The organism is Ensifer sp. EB106-03-01-XG145, assembly GCF_058792075.1.
Window position 1 is genome coordinate 1,523,233 of the sequence record NZ_JBYTEC010000001.1, and the last position, 19,463, is coordinate 1,542,695.

A 19,463-nucleotide genomic window follows, 5' to 3' on the forward strand; every position below is an offset into this window, starting at 1 on the left:
CGCCTGCGGGTTATCGCGCGGGCGTCGTTCAGTTGTAGCGGTAAGGAACGATCAGCCTTTCGGGGTGGCGTTGTGCCGGAGCCAGGCGATCTGGCGGCGGGCACGCACGAGGGCGGTTAAGGCCGCGCCGATCGAGATCAACAGCAGCGCCGCCCAGAGGATTTCACCGTCGCCGAGCCAAAGACCTTCAAAGGCCGAGAGGACCGCAGCCAGCGTGATTGTCGCCATGCGGTGCTGTTTGGCCATGGGGCCGGAGAAGTCGCTCGGGGCGCCATTGGCGCGGCCGAGTTCGCGTACATAGGCGGTCAGCACGGCGAAGGCGGCTGCGGCAAAACCGAGGGCGGGGGCGCCAATCCCGTATCCGGCGCCGACGAAGATGAAGACATCCGCGACCCGATCCGGAAACTCATTCCAGAACGGACCGTCGGCTTCGCCCTTGCCGCCCTCGACGGCGACCATGCCGTCGAAGAGATTGCAGAGCAGGCGCAACTGGCAGAAGAGGGCGGCAGCGATGAACAGCGTAACCCTCACGCCATCCTGGGTTTCGCCCGTCAGCCAGAAGGCCAGCCCGGCAAAGGCGGCGGCCAGCATGCTTGCCTGCGAGATTCGGTTGGGTGTGACATTCATCGATGCCAGGCGGCGGGCGATCGCCTGGGCCCAGCGGGTGTTGCGGCTTGCGAGCGGCCTGCGGTCACCGGTCATGCCCGGGCTCTCCTCGGTTGATGGAATAGTTGTAGATGGCGGCGTAGGTGGTCGACACCGCGAGCGGCAACGCGATCGTCCTCAGGACCTCCGGCGTGCCGCTCATCGTGTGGATTGCCACGAGCGCCGCCGACGAGCCGAGACAGGCGAGGAGCGGCGGCAGGAACAATCGCTTGGTTCCACGGAACCGCCGGGAAAGCGCGTCGACCGCTGTCTTGAGGTAAAGGGTCAGAAGCGCCGAGAGCGTACCCTGGATGACGGCGGCAAGAAGCGGCTTGGGCATCGGGTGATGGCGGTTGGCGAAAAGCGCCCAGCCGCCCATGGCGAAAAAAGCGAATGCCACGTGCACGACGCCGCTGCCCGCCAGTCCCTTCAGCTTCGCGGTCATGTCAGCGACCACCAATAGCGCGTCAGATGGAAGAAGATCGGCGCCGAGAAGACGACGGAATCCAGCCGGTCGATCAACCCGCCATGGCCCTCGATCAGATGGCCCCAGTCCTTGACGCCGCGGTCCCGCTTGATCGCCGACATGACGAGCCCTCCGAAGAAGCCCATCAGGGTGATGATTAAGGACATCAACGCCGCCTGGGCGGGCGTGAACGGTGTGATCCACCAGAGCGAGGCGCCGATCAGGGTGGCGCTTGCGACCCCGCCGACAAAACCCTCGACCGTCTTCGAGGGCGAAAGCGTTGGGGCGATCTTGGTCCTGCCGAATAGCTTGCCCCAGACATATTGCAGCACGTCGCTCGATTGGACGACGATGACCAGGAAGGCGATCAAGAGAACGTTGCGTCCCTCATAGCCCGGGATCTGCAGGGTCAGCAGCGCCGGCACATGCGAGGCGCAGAAGACACAGATCATCAGCGCCCATTGCACCTCCGAGATCCTGAGCAGGAAGTCGCGCGTGTCGCCGTGCAGAACCGCGATGATCGGCATCAGCAGAAAGGCATAGACCGGCACGAAGATCGAATAGATGCCGTACTGCTCGGCCCAAAGCAGGAAATAATTGATCGGCAGCACGACGAAGAAGGCCGCGGCGATCGCCCAGTGGTCACCGCGGCGGGTGTTGATGAGCGTGATGAATTCACGCAGCGCCGCGAAAGAACAAAAGGCAAAGAGCAGCAGCACGCCGACCCGACCAGCAACGAAGGCGATGGCAATCAACACCACCATCGCCCACCACGCCTTGATGCGGGCGTTGAGGTTCTCGATCGCGCCGTTCGATCCGTCCGGTGAAAGCTTCTGCTTGAGCACGTAGCCGATGCTCGACGCCAGGACGAGAATGCCGCCGACGCCGAGAAGCAGTTTGAGCATATCCAGGCTCGCCGCGCTCATGCATTGTCTTCCGTCGAAGAGGGGGCGAGCGAGAGCAGGGCGGCCTCGGCACGGGCGATGAACTCGTCCTTGGTCTCCTGCGCTTTGAGGCGCATCGGTTCGCCGAAACTTACGGTACAAATCAGCGGGATCGGCACGAACTCCCCCTTCGGCATCACGCGGTTGAGATTGTTGATCCAGACGGGCACGAGCGCCACGTCCGGCCGCTTGCAGGCGAGGTGGTAGAGCCCGCTCTTGAAAGGCAGGAGCCGCGCCTCGGTCTGGTTGCGTGTTCCCTCGGGAAAGAGAATCAGCGACGAGCCGTCATTGAGGATGGCTGTCATCTGCTCGACCGGATCCTGGGTGCGGGCCGTCGCGTCGCGCTCGATCAATACGGCGTCGAACACGTCGCGACCGATGAAGGCCGAGAGCTTCGATTTCAGCCAGTATTCCGCTCCGGCAACCGGCCGCGCATGTTCCCGAAGCCAGGGTGGCAACACCGCCCAGACCAGCACGAAGTCGCCATGGCTGGAGTGATTGGCGAAATAGATACTCTGCTTTGGTGGGAGGCCGGTCTCATGCCAGATGGCGCGCGCCGCAGTCAGCGCGCGCGCAAACATCATGATGGCGATGGAAGCCAGCTTGGCCGTCAGATCGCGGATCATGTGGGCTCATGTCCAGATAAACAGGCCGTCGTACCAGCGCGCTTTGCAGAGCGTGCCGGTCGGGCCCAGATGTGTTCCATGCCTTGCAACAATAAGATCAAGCGCTGCCCCCTCAGCCTGCGCCCGGCGTAACCCCAGGCTGCAATCGACCAACCTTACGCGATTGCGCCCGCTTCTCAAGCGGTTGAAATCACACGCAACGTGATAACGGACCAGGAGCCCTGGATATTCGCTCCCGCTGAGAGGCGACCGAACGCAAACCGATGCGACGCCACGCCACGGCCATCGACTGCGAAGTCGTCGTCGCCGACATTGACCGCCTGCAACCCAGCCGCTAGCTTGCGGGTGCAACAGGAGCAGCGTCGTCCAATGCGCCAGTAATGCCCGGTGAAAACCGAATTCGCCTCAACTTCGCTTGCGAAGGGGATGGACGATGGCATTGCTCGACCCGCTTGACGGACAGACGCCGAGGCATTCCTCGCCTGCGATCTCTTCTCCATCGTGAGCGGTCACATTTGGACAAGTTTCCAGGGACCGAACATGCAAGATAAATCCAGTCTCGATATCATCGATCACAACCGCCAGGCCTGGGACAGGCAGGCAAGTCAGCACTGCGAGTGGTCGCGGTCGGTAACGCCGGAAATGATCGCCGCGGCCCGTGAGGGGCATTGGCAGGCGCGGCTGACACCCGGCGATCTGCCGAAGGGGTGGCTGCCGGACGTTCGCGGCAAGAAGATCCTGTGCCTGGCTTCGGCCGGCGGCCAGCAGGCGCCCATTCTGGCGGCCGCCGGTGCCGAGGTCACCGTCTTCGATATCTCCGAGGGGCAACTCGCGCTGGACCGGCTCGTTGCCGCACGCGAGGGTCTGTCGCTGACGGCCGTGCAGGGAGACATGCGCGATCTCTCGGCTTTTCGGAATGACACCTTCGATATCGTTTTTCACCCGATATCGAATCTCTACGTTCCGGATATCCAGCCGGTTTGGCAGGAATGCCATCGCGTGCTCAAGGCCGGCGGACGACTGCTCGCCAGCTTCTTCAATCCGGTGGTTTTCGTTGGCGACCGGAATCCGAGCTATGCGGAAGACGGCCTCATTCGCCCGGCCTACGCGCTGCCCTTTGCCGAGGCTGAGCATCTCGCTGCGGTGTGGTAAAATCCAAGATCGAACGCGGCGAGGCGCTGGTGTTCGGGCATAGCCTGGCCGAACAGATCGATGGTCAATTACGGGCCGGATTCGTGCTGGCGGGCTTCCACGAAGACTGGCAACCTGTACCACGCTTCCTGATCGACAGGTTCGTGCCGACCTTTGTTGCCACCTGCGCCATTAAGAGCGATCTGCATCTTTGATGGGATTGGCCCGAACGTGCTGTTCAGGCCAAAAGCATAGGCGGAACGAGAACAACCGCGGTGGTCGACACGACGCTGCGGTTGCGGATACCGGCCCCCTTTGCCGCCTTGTTACGTCGCGTTACTGTTACGTACTCGCCAAATCACCGGTTTCATTCTTTTCTGTTCGTCAGCGAAACTGGAAAGGGTCAATAGATATGCGCTTCATCGCTTCGTTGTTCGTACCGTTGGCGGTCGTGCTGGGGCTTGCGGGCTGTGCCACCACGTCCTCGACCAATACGACCTACGCGCAGCCCCAAATCTTCGCCCCCGGTCTCGGGGCGGGAAATACGGCCAACGCCACGGCGGCTCCGGGCTACTACTGAGACCCTGGCAGCCCGGCACCATCTGGCAAGCATGACACTGCGGCGGGCGCGGCCCGGCGCGGAGCGTTCCTGTTTGCGGCCTTTGTTTGGGCTCAAGCGGCCAATCGGCTCTGTGGCCGCAAGCCGGCTTGCATTCGCTGGCCAAAAGTTGCAAACAGCGGCGAACCATCAGGGAAAACGCCATGAGCCTCTCCAAGCGAACCACCCGCCCGCTCGATCACCTCGTGCTGCCGGTGGATACGCTTACGCAGGCACGGCGCCGCCTGTCTAATCTCGGCTTCACGGTCGCTGAGGATGCCCGCCACCCCTTCGGTACCGAAAACGCCTGCGTGTTCTTTTCCGATGGCACTTATCTCGAGCCGCTCGCCGTTGCTTCCCGCGAGGAATGCGAAGCCGCCGCGCTCGATGGCAACGCCTTTGTCGCCCGCGACCAGGCCTTCCGCTTCCGCCAGGGCCCCGAAGGTCTCTCGGCCCTGGTCTTCGGCACCGAGGATGCGGCGAGCGATCACATCCGCTTTCGGGCGCGCGGCATTTCCGGTGGCGACATGCTGGAGTTCTCGCGGCCGATGAAACTGCCGGATGGCCGTGAGGGATTGGGTTCCTTCCGCCTTGCCTTCGCGGCAGACCTGCGCTCGCCGGATCTCTTTCTCTTCAACTGTCAGCGTGTCCGGGCGCTGCCCACCGATCGGGCCGCGCTGGAGCAGCATGAAAACGGCGTGATCGGGATTGCCGAGGTGGTTCTGTCGGAGACCAACGCGACCGATTTCCAGTATCTACTTCAGGAAGCGGTCGATGAACGCGAGGTCGCAGCCCATTCCTTCGGCATGGATGTGTCGGCCACCAACGCCAAGATTTCGGTGCTGAACGCCGCCGGCATGGAAGCCTTCTTCGGCCGTTCGGTACGGGGTGCCGAGCGCGGCCTGCGTGGTCGCGCCATCGTCTTCCGCGTCGCCGACCTCGAGGCGACGCGTGCACTGTTTGCTGAGAACGATATCGAATTTGCAGAAATGGGCGGGCGCCTCATTGTTCCCGAAATGCCGGGGCAAGGGGTGATCTTTGCTTTTGGAGCTTGATGATGAAAACCAATGCCAGAGTAGTAGTCGGCAACGGCGGCCATGAGGTCGCCTTCGCGCAAACCGAGAAGCTGTCGCTGATCGCCGGCCCCTGCCAGATGGAGAGCCGCGAGCACGCCTTCATGATGGCGGGCGCGCTCTCGGAACTCTGCAAGAAGCTCGATCTCGGCCTCGTCTACAAGTCCTCCTTCGACAAGGCGAACCGCACATCGCTCTCCGGCAAGCGCGGCATCGGCCTGGATAAGGCGATGGAAATCTTTGCCGACCTCAAGAAGGAGTTCGGCTTTCCGGTCCTGACCGACGTGCACACCGAAGAGCAGTGCGCTCTCGTCGCCGAGACGGTCGACATCCTGCAGATCCCCGCATTCCTGTCGCGCCAGACGGACCTCTTGGTCGCGGCCGCCAAGACTGGCCGGGCAATCAACGTCAAGAAGGGCCAGTTCCTCGCCCCTTGGGACATGAAGAACGTACTGGCGAAATTCACCGAGAGCGGCAACCCGAATGTCATGCTCTGCGAGCGCGGCGCCTCCTTCGGCTACAACACGCTCGTGTCCGACATGCGCTCGCTGCCGATCATGGCTTCGCTCGGCGCACCCGTCGTTTTCGATGCGACCCATTCCGTGCAGCAGCCGGGCGGGCAGGGCGGCTCTTCGGGCGGCCAGCGTGAATTCGTCGAGACCTTGGCGCGCGCCGCCGTCGCGGTCGGTGTCGCCGGTGTGTTCGTCGAGACGCACGAAGATCCGGACAACGCGCCGTCGGACGGCCCGAACATGGTGCACCTGAAAGACATGCCGCGGCTGCTCGAAAAGCTGCTCGCCTTCGACGCGATCGCCAAGAGCTGAGCCATCAGCGGCGCTTCGTGAAATTTTCATGAACCGCAATGGCGCGAACGGTTTTGCATCTTGCGCGCCATTGAAATTTCGAGGCCTTGGCGTATGACAGGCCCCGACCATTCCACCGTCCTCAAGCAGGGAAGAGATCATGACTGCAATCATCGACATCATCGGCCGAGAAATTCTGGACAGCCGCGGCAACCCGACCGTCGAGGTCGACGTGTACCTGGAAGACGGAAGCTTCGGCCGTGCGGCGGTCCCGTCGGGCGCCTCGACCGGTGCGCATGAGGCTGTCGAGCTGCGCGATGGTGGTACGCGTTACCTCGGCAAGGGCGTCGAGCGCGCCGTCGAAGCCGTCAATGGCGAGATCTTCGAGGCGATCGGCGGTCTCGATGCCGAGAACCAGATCCAGATCGACAAGACCATGATCGAACTCGACGGCACGTCGAACAAGTCGCGCCTCGGCGCCAACGCCATCCTCGGCGTGTCGCTGGCCGTCGCCAAGGCTGCCGCCGAAGCGGCCGGCCTGCCGCTCTACCGTTACGTCGGCGGCCCGAACGCCCACGTGCTTCCGGTTCCGATGATGAACATCATCAACGGCGGCGCCCATGCCGACAATCCGATCGACTTCCAGGAATTCATGATCGTTCCTGTTGGCGCAGATACGATGCGCGATGCGGTCCGCATGGGCTCGGAAGTATTCCACACGCTGAAGAAGCAGCTTGCAGCCGACGGCCACAACACCAATGTCGGTGACGAAGGCGGCTTCGCTCCGGGCCTCGCTTCCGCTCCGGCAGCGCTCGACTTCATCATGAAGTCGATCGAGAAGGCCGGCTACAAGCCGGGCGAAGACATGTTCGTCGCGCTTGATTGCGCTGCGACCGAATTCTTCAAGGACGGCAAGTACGTGCTCGAAGGCGAAGGCCGCACACTGGAGCCGGGCGCAATGGCTGAATACCTGGCGGAACTCGCTGCCAAGTACCCGATCTTCTCGATCGAAGACGGCATGGCGGAAGACGACTGGGACGGCTGGAAGGCCGTGACCGACCTCATCGGCAACAAGTGCCAGCTCGTCGGCGACGACCTGTTTGTCACCAACTCGGCGCGCCTGCGCGACGGCATCAAGATGGGAGTCGCCAACTCGATCCTCGTCAAGGTCAACCAGATCGGCTCGCTTTCGGAGACACTCGACGCCGTCGAGACCGCGCACAAGGCGCGCTACACCGCCGTCATGTCGCACCGCTCGGGCGAAACCGAAGACGCCACGATCGCCGATCTCGCGGTTGCCACCAACTGCGGCCAGATCAAGACCGGTTCGCTCGCCCGTTCGGACCGGCTCGCCAAGTACAACCAGCTGATCCGCATCGAAGAGCAGCTCGGCCTGCAGGCCACGTACGCCGGCCGTTCGATCCTGCGCGGCTGATCCTGTAGCGCCGCGCGTCTTTTCAGACGCGCAAAGGTCGCTGTAGCTGACAAACGAATCCCGCCCACGTTCCCACGTGGGCGGGTTTCTGTTTTCCTGCCATTCATGGTCAACGGTCGGTTAATCAATCGACGCTAGTCTCATTTCCGTAATGCGTATCAGGGCGTGAATGGATGTGGACACGGCATCATAAGAAACGGAAACTGGGCCGGCTGGTTATGCCGTTGATCGCGGTCGCCTTTCTCTCTTACTTCGGCTATCATTCCATCCACGGCGGCTATGGCTTGAAGGCGACGGAGCAATTCGATCGCCAGATCGTCGAGCGGCAGGCGCGGCTGGATAAGCTCACGAAGCAGCGGATGATCCTTGAAAAAGAGGTCCAACTGATGAGTGATGGGTCGCTGGAACGGGACATGCTGGATGAAAAAGCTCGCCTCGCGCTGAACATGTCGCGAAGTGACGAGATCGTTATTTTTCACCGCCCCGAAAATTAACTTGAATTCAGTTAATTGAAATTTGTGAAGCAAATTCAATTGTTTGCGTGGAATGCGAGCCATGCAAATATGGCATTGCTGTGGCGCTTTTCTTTCCCTATGGTAACCGCCAAAGGCTAACCATTGGGAGGAATGAATGGCTCCGCGAAAAACCGCGTCCGTCTCCAGCCGTAAGGCCGCCGCAAAGCCGGCCAAGAAGGACTTCAACGGCGGCACCATCGCCGATTTCACCAAAGAAGATGACCTGAAGGCTTACCGCGAAATGCTGCTCATCCGGCGTTTCGAGGAAAAGGCCGGCCAGCTCTATGGCATGGGTTTCATCGGCGGCTTCTGTCACCTCTACATCGGCCAGGAGGCTGTTGTCGTCGGCATGCAGATGGCACTGAAAGACGGTGATCAGGTTATCACCGCCTATCGTGACCATGGCCACATGCTGGCCTGCGGCATGAGCGCTCGTGGCGTCATGGCCGAACTTACCGGTCGTCGCAGCGGTCTTTCCAAGGGGAAGGGCGGCTCGATGCACATGTTCTCCAAGGAAAAGCACTTCTACGGCGGTCACGGCATCGTCGGCGCCCAGGTTTCGCTTGGTACCGGCCTTGCATTCGCAAACCGCTATCGCGGCAACGACAATGTCAGCGTCGCCTATTTCGGTGACGGCGCTGCCAACCAGGGTCAGGTCTACGAAAGCTTCAACATGGCGCAGCTGTGGAAGCTGCCGGTGATCTACGTGATCGAGAACAACCGCTACGCCATGGGTACGGCAGTATCGCGCGCCTCGGCCCAGACCGACTTTTCGCAGCGCGGCGTTTCCTTCAACATTCCGGGCTTCCAGGTCGACGGCATGGACGTTCGCGCCGTCAAGGCGGCCGCCGACGAGGCAGTCGAGTATTGCCGTTCCGGCAAGGGCCCGATCATCCTCGAAATGCAGACCTACCGTTATCGTGGTCACTCCATGTCCGACCCGGCGAAATACCGCTCGAAGGACGAAGTGCAGAAGATGCGGTCGGAACACGACCCGATTGAGCAGGTGAAAGCCCGTCTGACCGAAAAGGGCTGGGCGAGCGAAGACGAGCTGAAGCAGATCGACAAGGATGTCCGCGATATCGTTGCTGACAGCGCCGATTTCGCCCAGGCCGATCCGGAGCCGGATGCATCCGAGCTCTACACCGACATCCTGCTTTGATCCGGGGAGGGACAAACATGCCAGTAGAAATTCTTATGCCCGCCCTTTCCCCGACGATGGAGGAAGGCACGCTCTCGAAATGGCTGAAGAACGAGGGGGACAAGGTGTCCTCCGGCGACGTCATCGCCGAAATCGAGACGGACAAGGCGACGATGGAAGTCGAAGCCGTCGACGAAGGCACGATCGGCAAGCTGTTGATTGCCGCCGGCACCGAGGGCGTCAAGGTCAACACGCCGATCGCCGTGTTGCTGCAGGACGGCGAAGCGGCAGGCGATATCGCCGCTCCGAAGGCCGAAGCGCCGAAGGCGGCAGCCACTGAGGCTCCGGCTGCGTCCGCGCCGGCTCCGGTTGCAGCCCAGCCGAAGGTTGAAGTTGCCGCCGATCCGGCAATCCCGGCCGGCACCGAAATGGTGACGATGACCGTTCGCGAAGCGCTTCGCGACGCCATGGCCGAAGAAATGCGCTTGAGCGACGACGTTTTCGTCATGGGCGAAGAAGTCGCCGAGTACCAGGGCGCCTACAAGATCACCCAAGGCCTGTTGCAGGAATTCGGTTCGCGTCGCGTCATCGACACCCCGATCACCGAGCACGGCTTTGCCGGTGTCGGCGTCGGCGCTGCCATGACCGGCCTTCGCCCGATCGTCGAGTTCATGACCTTCAACTTCGCCATGCAGGCGATCGACCAGATCATCAACTCCGCTGCCAAGACGCTCTACATGTCCGGCGGCCAGATGGGCGCGCCGATCGTCTTCCGCGGCCCGAGCGGTGCCGCTGCCCGCGTGGCTGCCCAGCACTCGCAGTGCTATGCCGCCTGGTACAGCCATATCCCCGGCCTCAAGGTCGTCATGCCCTATACGGCAGCCGACGCCAAGGGGCTGCTGAAGGCCGCGATCCGCGACCCGAACCCGGTCATCTTCCTCGAAAACGAAATCCTCTACGGTCACTCCTTTGAAGTGCCGAAGCTTGACGATTTCGTGCTGCCGATCGGCAAAGCCCGCATCCACAAGGTCGGCAAGGACGCAACTATCGTCTCCTTCGGCATCGGTATGACCTATGCGGTCAAGGCGGTTGCTGAACTCGAAGTCCAGGGCATCGACGTCGAGCTTATCGACCTGCGTACCATCCGTCCGATGGACCTGCCGACGGTCATCGAATCGGTCAAGAAGACCGGTCGCCTCGTCACCGTCGAAGAAGGCTACCCGCAGTCGTCCGTCGGTACCGAGATCGCGACCCGCGTCATGCAGCAGGCATTCGATTACCTTGACGCCCCGATCCTGACGATCGCCGGCAAGGATGTGCCGATGCCTTACGCCGCGAACCTCGAGAAGCTCGCGCTTCCGAACGTTGCTGAAGTCGTCGATGCGGTGAAAGCCGTTTGCTACAAATAAGGGGAGGGTTCTTCGATGCCTATCAACATCACAATGCCGGCCCTCTCTCCGACGATGGAAGAAGGCAATCTGGCCAAGTGGCTGGTCAAGGAAGGCGACAAGGTCAAGTCCGGTGACGTGATTGCCGAGATCGAGACCGACAAGGCGACGATGGAAGTCGAAGCCGTCGACGAAGGCACCGTCGCCAAGATCGTCGTTCCCGCCGGCACCGATGGCGTCAAGGTCAACGCTCTGATCGCCGTTCTCGCCGCAGATGGCGAGGATGTTGCTGCCGCTGCAAAGGGTGGCAACGGCGCAGCCGCACCGGCTCCCGCGGCCAAGGCGGAAGCGCCGGCACCGGTAGCGCCGAGCGCTCCGGCTGCGGCTCCTGCCGCTGCTCCGGCTCCGGTTGCAGCCCAGCCGGCGAAGTCCGAAGGCGCTCGCGTCTTCTCCTCGCCGCTCGCCCGTCGTCTGGCCAAGGACGCCGGCATCGACCTGTCGGCAATCGCCGGCACAGGCCCGCATGGTCGCGTCGTCAAGAAGGACGTTGAGACTGCCGTTGCCGGTGGCACCGCGAAGCCTGCAACCGCACCGGTTGCCGGCACTGCCGCTCCCGCGGCCGCACCGCTTGCCAAGGGCCCGTCGGACGATGCCGTTCTCAAGCTCTTCGAGCCGGGCTCTTACGAGCTCATACCGCATGACGGCATGCGCAAGACGATCGCCAAGCGCCTGGTCGAATCCAAGCAGACGATCCCGCACTTCTACGTGTCGCTCGACTGCGAGCTCGACGCGCTTCTTGCACTGCGCGCCCAGCTCAATGCCGCTGCTCCGGAGCAGGGCGGCAAGCCGGTCTACAAGCTCTCCGTAAACGACATGGTCATCAAGGCCCTGGCGCTTGCGCTGCGCGACGTTCCGAATGCGAACGTCTCCTGGACCGAGAGCAACATGGTCAAGCACAAGCACGCTGACGTCGGCGTTGCCGTGTCGATCCCGGGCGGCCTGATCACCCCGATCGTGCGCCAGGCGGAGCTGAAGAGCCTGTCTGCCATCTCCAACGAGATGAAGGACCTCGGCCAGCGCGCCAAGGACCGCAAGCTGAAGCCCGAGGAGTACCAGGGCGGCACCACGGCGGTCTCCAACATGGGCATGATGGGCGTCAAGAACTTCGCCGCCGTCGTCAATCCGCCGCATGCCACGATCCTCGCGGTCGGTGCGGGCGAGGAGCGCGTCGTCGTCAAGAACAAGCAGATGGTCATCGCCAATGTCATGACCGTTACGCTCTCGACCGACCATCGCTGCGTCGACGGAGCGCTCGGCGCCGAACTGCTCGGAGCCTTCAAGCGCTACATCGAAAACCCGATGGGCATGCTGGTCTGAGTTGGATAGGGACCGGCCTTCGGGCCGGTCCGTTCCTTTTCGCGCAGTCGAAGGCGGGCCCGGACGATGAAAACAGTTCTCTGCTATGGCGACAGTCTGACCTGGGGCTACGATGCCGCGGATGGCGGCCGTCACGCGTTTGCCGATCGCTGGCCGAGCGTGTTGCAGAAGGCGCTGGGCTCGGGCGTTCAGGTCATCGCCGAGGGACTGAACGGTCGCACGACCGCCTATGACGACCATCTCGCCGATTGCGACCGCAACGGCGCAAAAGTGCTGCCGACGGTGCTGCACAGTCATGCGCCGCTCGATCTGATCATTCTTCTTCTCGGCGCCAACGATATGAAGCCGGTGATCCACGGAACCGCTTTCGGCGCCGTGAAGGGCATCCAGCGTCTCATCACGCTCGTGCGCCGGCATGACTGGCCGGTCGAAGACGAGGGTGGGCCAGAAATCCTGATCGTCTCGCCGCCGATGCTCTGCGAAACGGCCAATGCCGCCTTCGGCGCGATGTACGCCGGCGGTGTCGAGCAGTCGGCGATGCTGGCACCGCTCTATCGCGATCTCGCCGACGAACTCGATTGCGGCTTCTTCGATGCCGGATCGGTCGCTCAGACCACGCCGCTCGATGGTGTGCATCTCGATGCCGAGAATACGCGTGCGATCGGCCGGGGTCTCGAACCGGTCGTGCGGATGATGCTTGGGGTCTAGGGATGGTGGGGGGCGTCACCATTCGTCCGGCGGAAAAGCGCGAGGCGGCCGAGCTCGCCATCCTCGTCGATATCGCCGCGCATGGCTTTGCCTCCTGGCTCTGGTACGGCGCCGTTCTTCATGGGGTGACGGATACGGCCTTCGAGCGTGGCCGCAACAAGCTGCGCGAAGAGCCCGGGCCTGGAAACTGGCGCGACGCTCTCGTTGCTGACGTTGATGATGAGGTTGCCGGCCTGACGGTCGGTTATTCGATCGGTCCGGAAGTGCTGGAGATCGTTCCCAAGCATCCGGTTCTGGAACCCTTGCTGGCACTGCAGAGGCAGATCGTCGGTCACTGGTTCATCGAGAGCCTCGGCGTCTATCGCCATCAGCGCCGCCGCGGAATCGGCAGCGCGCTCCTGGCAAAGGAATTCGAACGCGCCGGATCGGCGCCGGTGAGCCTGATCACCGAAAGCCACAACGACAGGGCCCAGGCATTATACAGAGCAAACGGTTTCGGCGAGGCAGCGCGCGCCGGGGCGGTTCCGCTCTTTGAGGAAAGCAAGAAACACGACTGGGTGCTGTTCACCCGCAAGGTCGCTTGAGACAAAGGCAGGAAACATATGGCTGAGAATTACGACGTCATCGTCATCGGTTCGGGTCCAGGGGGCTATATCGCCGCCATTCGTGCGGCGCAGTTGGGTCTCAAGACCGCGATCGTCGAGCGCGAGCATCTGGCCGGCATCTGCTCCAACTGGGGCTGCATTCCGACCAAGGCGCTGCTGCGCTCCGCCGAAGTTCTGCACTACGCCCAGCATCCGAGCGCCTATGGCGTCAAGATCGAAGGCACGGTGACGCCGGACCTGAAGGCGATCGTCGCACGCTCGCGCGGCATTGCCGAACGCATGAACGGCGGCGTCGGCTTCCTGATGAAGAAAAACAAGGTCGATGTGATCTGGGGCGAAGCAAAGCTGACAAAGCCCGGCGAGATCGTCGTCGGTAAATCGACGAAGCCGGTCGTCCAGCCGCAGGCGCCGCTGCCGAAGAACACCAAGGGCGAGGGCACCTACACCGCCAAGCACATCATCATCGCGACCGGCGCCCGGCCGCGCGCGCTTCCGGGCATCGAGCCCGATGGCAAGCTGATCTGGACCTATTTCGAGGCCATGAAGCCTGAGGAAATGCCGAAGTCGCTGCTGGTCATGGGCTCGGGCGCGATCGGCATCGAGTTCGCCTCGTTCTACCGCACCATGGGCGTTGACGTAACGGTTGTCGAAGTTATGTCGACCGTGATGCCGGTCGAGGACGCCGAAATATCCGGCGTTGCCAAGAAGCAGTTCGAAAAGCAGGGCATGAAGATCCATCTCGAAGCCAAGGTGACGAAGGTCGAGAAGGGCGCGAACTCGATCACAGCCCATGTGGAGATGAAGGACGGCAAGGTCGAAAAGATCACCGCGGACCGGATGATCTCCGCCGTCGGCGTGCAGGCCAATGTCGAAAATATCGGTCTTGAGGCCCTCGGCGTGAAGACCGATCGCGGCTTCATCGCCATCGATGGTTACGGCAAGACCAACGTGCCGGGCATCTACGCCATCGGTGACGTCGCCGGCCCGCCGATGCTCGCCCACAAGGCCGAGCACGAGGCCGTGATCTGCGTCGAAAAGATCGCCGGCCTGTCGAATGTGCACCCGATGGACAAGCTGAAGATCCCGGGCTGCACCTATTGCCATCCGCAGGTCGCCTCCGTCGGCCTCACCGAAGCCAAGGCCAAGGAACTCGGCCGCGACATCCGCGTCGGCCGCTTCCCCTTCGTTGCCAATGGCAAGGCAATCGCGCTCGGCGAGGACCAGGGTCTCGTCAAGACCATCTTCGACAAGAAGACCGGTGAGCTGCTCGGCGCCCATATGGTCGGGGCCGAAGTCACCGAGCTCATCCAGGGCTTCGTCGTCGCGATGAACCTCGAGACGACAGAAGAAGACCTGATGCACACGATCTTCCCGCATCCGACGATTTCGGAGACGATCAAGGAAAGCGTGCTCGACGCCTACGGCCGCGCGCTCAACGCCTAAAGCCCCGTATAATTCCTTAAATCGACATCGATTTAAGGGCAAAATTATACGACATTCAAAGGGTTACAGCGACCTTTGCGCGTCTTTCGAGACGCGCGGCGCTGTATCCTCGCCGGAACTTTTGATAGGCTTCGGCATTGAGAATGGCCTCGTTTTCAATGCACGGAGATCAAAATGAGCGTGAACGGCGTCGGCATTCTGGCTGCGATCATCATCGGCGGTTTGGCCGGGTGGCTCGCGGAGAGGTTCATGAACAGCGAGATGGGGCTGTTCATGAACATACTGCTCGGCATCATAGGCGCGGTGGTGCTGAATTTCATCCTGGCGGCCTTCGGCATGGCTTTTGCCGGATGGGTCGCCTATCTGGTCATCGGCTTTATCGGCGCCTGCCTGCTGATTGCCGTTGGTCGCGCCGTCAAACGATAGCCTGCCGGGCCATTTGCGCTTCCGTCGGGCAAGACGGCCTGACATTTCCCGTCGGGCCGTCTATATAGAGCGAAAATGGGTCATCCGGCCTGATGCCGGCCCGCCGCGACGAGGAAGACAGTATGGTAACGGTATTCGATGCCGTCTCTGACCGGGCGCAACGCGTCCGCCACCCGGAAAAGGCCCACAAGCCCGACACCGAAGTGATGCGCAAGCCGGAGTGGATCCGCGTCAAGGCGCCGATGTCCAAGGGATATCAGGAGACGCGTTCGATCGTGAAGAGCAACAAGCTCGTCACTGTTTGCGAAGAAGCGGGCTGCCCGAACATCGGCGAATGCTGGGACAAGAAGCACGCCACCTTCATGATCATGGGCGAGATCTGTACCCGCGCATGCGCCTTCTGCAATGTCGCGACCGGCAAACCAAATGCGCTCGATCTCGAAGAGCCGGCGAACATTGCCAAGGCCGTCAAGCAGATGGGCCTCAGCCACGTCGTCATCACCTCCGTCGACCGAGACGACCTGGAAGATGGCGGCGCCGAGCACTTCGAGAAGGTGATCTGGGCGATCCGCGAAGCGTCACCGGCGACGACCATCGAAATCCTGACGCCGGACTTCCTGAAGAAGCCGGGTGCACTGGAGCGCGTCGTCGCTGCCAAGCCTGACGTCTTCAACCACAATATGGAAACCGTACCGGGCAACTATCTGACGGTCCGTCCGGGTGCGCGCTACTTCCACTCCGTCCGCCTGTTGCAGCGCGTGAAGGAGCTGGATCCGACGATGTTCACCAAGTCCGGCATCATGGTCGGCCTCGGCGAAGAGCGCAACGAAGTGCTGCAGCTGATGGACGACCTGCGCACCGCGGATGTCGACTTCCTGACGATCGGCCAGTACCTGCAGCCGACGCGCAAGCACCACAAGGTCGAGAAGTTCGTGACCCCCGAGGAGTTCAAGTCCTACGAGACCGTCGCCTACACCAAGGGCTTCCTCATGGTCTCCTCAAGCCCGCTGACGCGCTCGTCGCACCATGCCGGCGACGACTTCGCCCGCCTCAGGGCAGCGCGTGAGAAGAAGCTGCAGGCTGCCGAGTAAGACGGAAACAGGTTCTCAAAAAACGATCGGCTCCGGCGCTTGCGCCGGAGTTTTTGTTTTGGGGAGGGCGTCGGAGCGACAACTGGCCGCTCGCGCCAGGCTTGCATCCTCCGATCCAATCACCTAACGGCTGTCACTGGAGGAGGCGAGCCGATGCCGCGATGCATGAGCAACTGGGACGAGGCGGCGACGCATCTCAAGAATGCGCAGCGTATTCTGGTGATCGGCTGTTCCGGCAGCGGCAAGAGCACGCTTTCCCGGCAACTGTCCGAGCAGTTCGGTTTGCCGCATCTGGCGATGGATCGGGAATTCTTCTGGTTGCCGGGGTGGAGGCTGCGGCCGAGGCAGGAAATGCTTGCCCTGATCTCGAAGGCTGCTGCTGGCGAACGCTGGATCATGGATGGTACCAGTCCGAAGACGCTGCCGCTCCGCTTGCCACGCACACACGTGGTGATCTGGATGCGGCCGCCGCGCTGGGTTTCGTTGCGCGGTGTGCTCTGGCGCTGGTTCGCCCGTTGGAAAAAGACCCGCCCGGATATGGCCGACGATTGTCCGGAGAAGATCGATCTCGATTTCCTTCGCTACATCTGGAACTTCGAGCGCAGGGATGCGGTTGAGATCGAGGCACAGCTTGCCGGTCATGCCAACCTGCCGGTTCTCGTGTTGAAATCGCACGCGGAAACGGCGTTACTACTTGCGAAGATAAGGCGGGGCGACTAGCTCTCGATCATGCCGCATTTCGAAACCAACCACGTCGTCAAGCATACCGCCGACCAGATGTTCGATCTGGTTGCCGATGTCGAGCACTATCCCGCATTCCTGCCGCTCTGCGAGGCACTGACGGTGCGCACGCGCAAGGAGCGCGACGGCAAGGTGTTGCTGCTGGCCGACATGACCGTCGGCTACAAGGCGATCCGTGAGACTTTCACGACGCAGGTGCTGTTGAACAGGGCCGAGCGCGCGATCGAGGTCAAATACATCGACGGGCCGTTCAAATATCTCGACAACCGCTGGCGCTTCGAGCCCGCGGGCGAGGGGCAGTCGATCGTGCATTTCTACATCGACTACGAGTTCAAGAGCCGCATTCTCGGCGCCTTGATGGGATCGATGTTCGACCGCGCCTTCCGCATGTTCTCCGACGCCTTCGAAAAGCGCGCCGACAGCATCTATACGGCCTGAGCGATTTCCATGAGCATGTCGAGCGCGGTGCGGACGGTCGCAAGCCGGATGCCGCTGCGGCCAATATCACCATAGCGCATCTCCCGATGCAGCATCGCGCCGTTTCGCCCGGATGCCGCAAGGTGCACGAGCCCGACCGGCTTTTCAGCCGAACCGCCGCTGGGACCCGCAATGCCGGTGACGGCAACGGCGAAATCCGCTGCCGAATGTGAGATGGCGCCACGCGCCATCTCGATTGCAGTCTCCCGCGAAACGGCGCCATGGGCCGCAAGGGTGGCGGTCTCGACGTCGAGCATCGCTACCTTCGCTTCGTTGGAGTAGGTGACGAAACCGCGATCGACGACCGCGGACGAACCGGAAATTTCGGTCAGCGCCCCGGCGATCAGGCCGCCGGTGCAGGATTCGGCGGTGGCGACTTTGAGGTCCCGCGCCGTGAACTTGGCGATGATCTCACCGGCTTTGACTTCGATATCGGCGGGCCACATTACGAAAGGCTCCCATAGACGACGGTGGCCGTGGCGATGGCGGCAATGCCTTCATCGCGGCCCACGAAGCCGAGACGCTCGTTCGTCGTTGCCTTGACCGAGCAGCGGTCGAGCGAGATGCCCAGTATCTCCGCAAGCTTTTCGCGCATCGTCAGGCGATGCGGGCCGACCTTCGGCGCTTCGGCGATCAGCGAGATGTCCGCGTTGGTGATGATGCCGCCGCGCTCGCGCACGATCCGTGCGGCATGTTCAAGGAAGATGCGCGACGGCGCGCCCTTCCATTGCGGGTCGGACGGCGGGAAATGGTCGCCGATGTCGCCGGCGCCACAGGTGGCAAGCAGCGCGTCGGTGAGCGCATGCAGCGCCACATCGGCATCGGAATGGCCGGAGAGTTTTTTCGTGTGCGGAATGAAGACGCCACAGAGCGTGACACCGTCTCCTTCGATGAGCTGGTGTACGTCGTAACCGTTTCCCGTGCGCACATCAGGCAGGGCGATGCGCGTGAGTTTCTCGTCGGCCATGGCGATATCCCTTCTCAGCGTAAGCTTGACGTTGTCGACCGTGCCCTCGACGAGGACGACCTTGAGGCCGGCCCATTCGGCGATCGAGGCATCGTCGGTAAAATCGGTGCGGCCGCTCTTGGCTGCATCCCGGTGGGCAGCAAGAATGGCCGGAAGATCAAAGGTCTGCGGTGTTTGCGCGCCATAGAGACCGTCGCGCGGCACCGTCTCCAGTACGACGCCATCCTTGCCCCCGCGCTTTAGCGTGTCGGCAACGGCAATCGCCGGCAAGACGGCTTTGACCTTGCCACCGAGCGCCGCTGCGCAGCGCGAAAGCAACGGGTGATCGGCAAAGGGACGGACCGCATCGTGGATCATCACATGACCGACGCCAGTTTCAGCCAGGGCTTCGAGGCCGGCGAGCACGGAGATCTGCCGGGTCGCGCCGCCATGGACGATGATCACATCGCCGGCCACCGAGCGTTTGCGTGCGGCGTCGAACAAGGCCCCGTCGTCCGGATGGATGACGACGACGATCGGGCCAGCGCCCGGCCATGTCGCGAAAGTGTCAAGCGTATGGGCGATAACGGGGCGGCCGCCGATGGTTCGATACTGCTTTGGGCCTTCGGCGGATTGCCCGGCACGCTCGCCGCGTCCGGCCGCAACGATCACCACGCCGCACTTAAGCTGTTCTTGAGGCTGCATCTTCTGTATGAGGTCCCGCATTCGCCGATCTTCGCGGTGATGTACCGCGAAGGGTCGCGCTTTGCCAGCAGTTCTCGTTTCTTACGGCCACCTTGGCGCGTCTTGAAAGACGCGCGGCGCTGTAAACCGGGAAATTTGCGCAAGGCGCCGAAATCGCTTGGCAAGCCCGAGAACAATGT

The 19,463-nt window shown here is 62.3% G+C and carries 22 protein-coding genes; 16 read left to right on the forward strand and 6 right to left on the reverse strand.

Translation table 11 applies throughout. The features are described from left to right. Positions 1-51: 51 nt before the first annotated feature. Genes AC3WWH_RS07475 through AC3WWH_RS07490 form a run of 4 tightly spaced genes read right to left on the reverse strand, consistent with a single transcriptional unit; the run spans position 52 to position 2,681 of the window. Complete coding sequence (locus tag AC3WWH_RS07475) at positions 52-702, reverse strand: CDP-alcohol phosphatidyltransferase family protein (RefSeq protein WP_058320571.1); 651 nt, start codon at positions 700-702, stop codon at positions 52-54. Then, positions 692-1,090: a hypothetical protein gene (locus AC3WWH_RS07480; RefSeq protein WP_057255650.1), complete on the reverse strand. Its 399-nt coding sequence runs from the start codon at positions 1,088-1,090 to the stop codon at positions 692-694. The genes AC3WWH_RS07475 and AC3WWH_RS07480 overlap by 11 nt, the downstream gene beginning before the upstream one ends. After that, entirely contained in the window at positions 1,087-2,037 is a 951-nt protein-coding gene (locus tag AC3WWH_RS07485) for a phosphatidate cytidylyltransferase (RefSeq protein WP_058320572.1), read from the reverse strand. The genes AC3WWH_RS07480 and AC3WWH_RS07485 overlap by 4 nt, the downstream gene beginning before the upstream one ends. After that, positions 2,034-2,681, reverse strand: coding sequence for a lysophospholipid acyltransferase family protein (locus tag AC3WWH_RS07490; RefSeq protein WP_373419809.1), 648 nt, complete (start codon positions 2,679-2,681; stop codon positions 2,034-2,036). Before AC3WWH_RS07490 ends, AC3WWH_RS07485 begins: the two co-directional genes overlap by 4 nt. 540 nt (positions 2,682-3,221) lie before the next feature. Between AC3WWH_RS07490 and AC3WWH_RS07495 the strand changes: the two genes are divergently transcribed. The 16 genes from AC3WWH_RS07495 (at position 3,222) to AC3WWH_RS07570 (ending at position 17,594) form a co-directional block, all read left to right on the forward strand. After that, positions 3,222-3,833, forward strand: a complete 612-nt coding sequence (locus AC3WWH_RS07495) for a class I SAM-dependent methyltransferase (protein WP_197417230.1) — start codon at positions 3,222-3,224, stop codon at positions 3,831-3,833. After that, entirely contained in the window at positions 3,827-4,027 is a 201-nt protein-coding gene (locus tag AC3WWH_RS07500) for a hypothetical protein (RefSeq protein WP_197417231.1), read from the forward strand. The genes AC3WWH_RS07495 and AC3WWH_RS07500 overlap by 7 nt, the downstream gene beginning before the upstream one ends. 547 nt (positions 4,028-4,574) lie before the next feature. Then, positions 4,575-5,465 carry a VOC family protein gene (locus AC3WWH_RS07505; protein ID WP_058320573.1) on the forward strand — a complete coding sequence of 297 codons (891 nt, stop codon included), beginning with the start codon at positions 4,575-4,577 and terminating at the stop codon, positions 5,463-5,465. Continuing rightward, the gene (gene kdsA, locus AC3WWH_RS07510; RefSeq protein WP_197417232.1) at positions 5,465-6,307 is read left to right on the forward strand and encodes a 3-deoxy-8-phosphooctulonate synthase; all 843 of its coding nucleotides are present in this window, start codon (positions 5,465-5,467) and stop codon (positions 6,305-6,307) included. Before AC3WWH_RS07505 ends, kdsA begins: the two co-directional genes overlap by 1 nt. Before the next feature lie 139 nt (positions 6,308-6,446). Continuing rightward, a complete protein-coding gene (eno, locus tag AC3WWH_RS07515; RefSeq protein ID WP_057255655.1) occupies positions 6,447-7,721 on the forward strand; it encodes a phosphopyruvate hydratase in 1,275 nt (424 codons plus the stop codon). Between the two features lie 173 nt (positions 7,722-7,894). Further along, positions 7,895-8,215 (forward strand): FtsB family cell division protein, encoded by a 321-nt coding sequence (locus AC3WWH_RS07520; RefSeq protein ID WP_057255656.1) that lies wholly within the window; start codon positions 7,895-7,897, stop codon positions 8,213-8,215. A gap of 136 nt (positions 8,216-8,351) precedes the next feature. Then, on the forward strand, positions 8,352-9,398 hold the full coding sequence (pdhA, locus tag AC3WWH_RS07525) for a pyruvate dehydrogenase (acetyl-transferring) E1 component subunit alpha (protein ID WP_057255657.1): 1,047 nt from the start codon (positions 8,352-8,354) through the stop codon (positions 9,396-9,398). A 17-nt stretch (positions 9,399-9,415) separates the two neighbouring features. After that, positions 9,416-10,786, forward strand: a complete 1,371-nt coding sequence (locus tag AC3WWH_RS07530) for a pyruvate dehydrogenase complex E1 component subunit beta (protein ID WP_058320575.1) — start codon at positions 9,416-9,418, stop codon at positions 10,784-10,786. A 15-nt stretch (positions 10,787-10,801) separates the two neighbouring features. Beyond that, a complete protein-coding gene (locus AC3WWH_RS07535) occupies positions 10,802-12,142 on the forward strand; it encodes a pyruvate dehydrogenase complex dihydrolipoamide acetyltransferase (protein ID WP_058320576.1) in 1,341 nt (446 codons plus the stop codon). Positions 12,143-12,208: 66 nt separating this feature from the next. Beyond that, positions 12,209-12,850, forward strand: a complete 642-nt coding sequence (locus AC3WWH_RS07540; RefSeq protein ID WP_058320577.1) for an SGNH/GDSL hydrolase family protein — start codon at positions 12,209-12,211, stop codon at positions 12,848-12,850. Between the two features lie 2 nt (positions 12,851-12,852). Continuing rightward, positions 12,853-13,434, forward strand: a complete 582-nt coding sequence (locus AC3WWH_RS07545) for a GNAT family N-acetyltransferase (RefSeq protein WP_057255662.1) — start codon at positions 12,853-12,855, stop codon at positions 13,432-13,434. A gap of 18 nt (positions 13,435-13,452) precedes the next feature. After that, a complete protein-coding gene (gene lpdA, locus AC3WWH_RS07550) occupies positions 13,453-14,898 on the forward strand; it encodes a dihydrolipoyl dehydrogenase (RefSeq protein ID WP_058320578.1) in 1,446 nt (481 codons plus the stop codon). Positions 14,899-15,072: 174 nt separating this feature from the next. Further along, on the forward strand, positions 15,073-15,324 hold the full coding sequence (locus tag AC3WWH_RS07555; protein ID WP_058320579.1) for a GlsB/YeaQ/YmgE family stress response membrane protein: 252 nt from the start codon (positions 15,073-15,075) through the stop codon (positions 15,322-15,324). A 122-nt stretch (positions 15,325-15,446) separates the two neighbouring features. Continuing rightward, the gene (gene lipA, locus AC3WWH_RS07560) at positions 15,447-16,415 is read left to right on the forward strand and encodes a lipoyl synthase (protein WP_057256065.1); all 969 of its coding nucleotides are present in this window, start codon (positions 15,447-15,449) and stop codon (positions 16,413-16,415) included. A 153-nt stretch (positions 16,416-16,568) separates the two neighbouring features. Further along, positions 16,569-17,135, forward strand: a complete 567-nt coding sequence (locus AC3WWH_RS07565; protein WP_058320580.1) for a P-loop NTPase family protein — start codon at positions 16,569-16,571, stop codon at positions 17,133-17,135. A 9-nt stretch (positions 17,136-17,144) separates the two neighbouring features. Further along, a complete protein-coding gene (locus AC3WWH_RS07570; RefSeq protein ID WP_058320581.1) occupies positions 17,145-17,594 on the forward strand; it encodes a type II toxin-antitoxin system RatA family toxin in 450 nt (149 codons plus the stop codon). Here the strand turns inward: AC3WWH_RS07570 and AC3WWH_RS07575 are convergent. Continuing rightward, positions 17,582-18,079 carry a CinA family protein gene (locus AC3WWH_RS07575; RefSeq protein ID WP_058320582.1) on the reverse strand — a complete coding sequence of 166 codons (498 nt, stop codon included), beginning with the start codon at positions 18,077-18,079 and terminating at the stop codon, positions 17,582-17,584. The two genes, AC3WWH_RS07570 and AC3WWH_RS07575, sit on opposite strands and share 13 nt — an antisense overlap. Next, positions 18,079-19,284 (reverse strand): bifunctional 2-C-methyl-D-erythritol 4-phosphate cytidylyltransferase/2-C-methyl-D-erythritol 2,4-cyclodiphosphate synthase, encoded by a 1,206-nt coding sequence (locus tag AC3WWH_RS07580; RefSeq protein ID WP_373419811.1) that lies wholly within the window; start codon positions 19,282-19,284, stop codon positions 18,079-18,081. The genes AC3WWH_RS07575 and AC3WWH_RS07580 overlap by 1 nt, the downstream gene beginning before the upstream one ends. Positions 19,285-19,463: the final 179 nt, after the last annotated feature.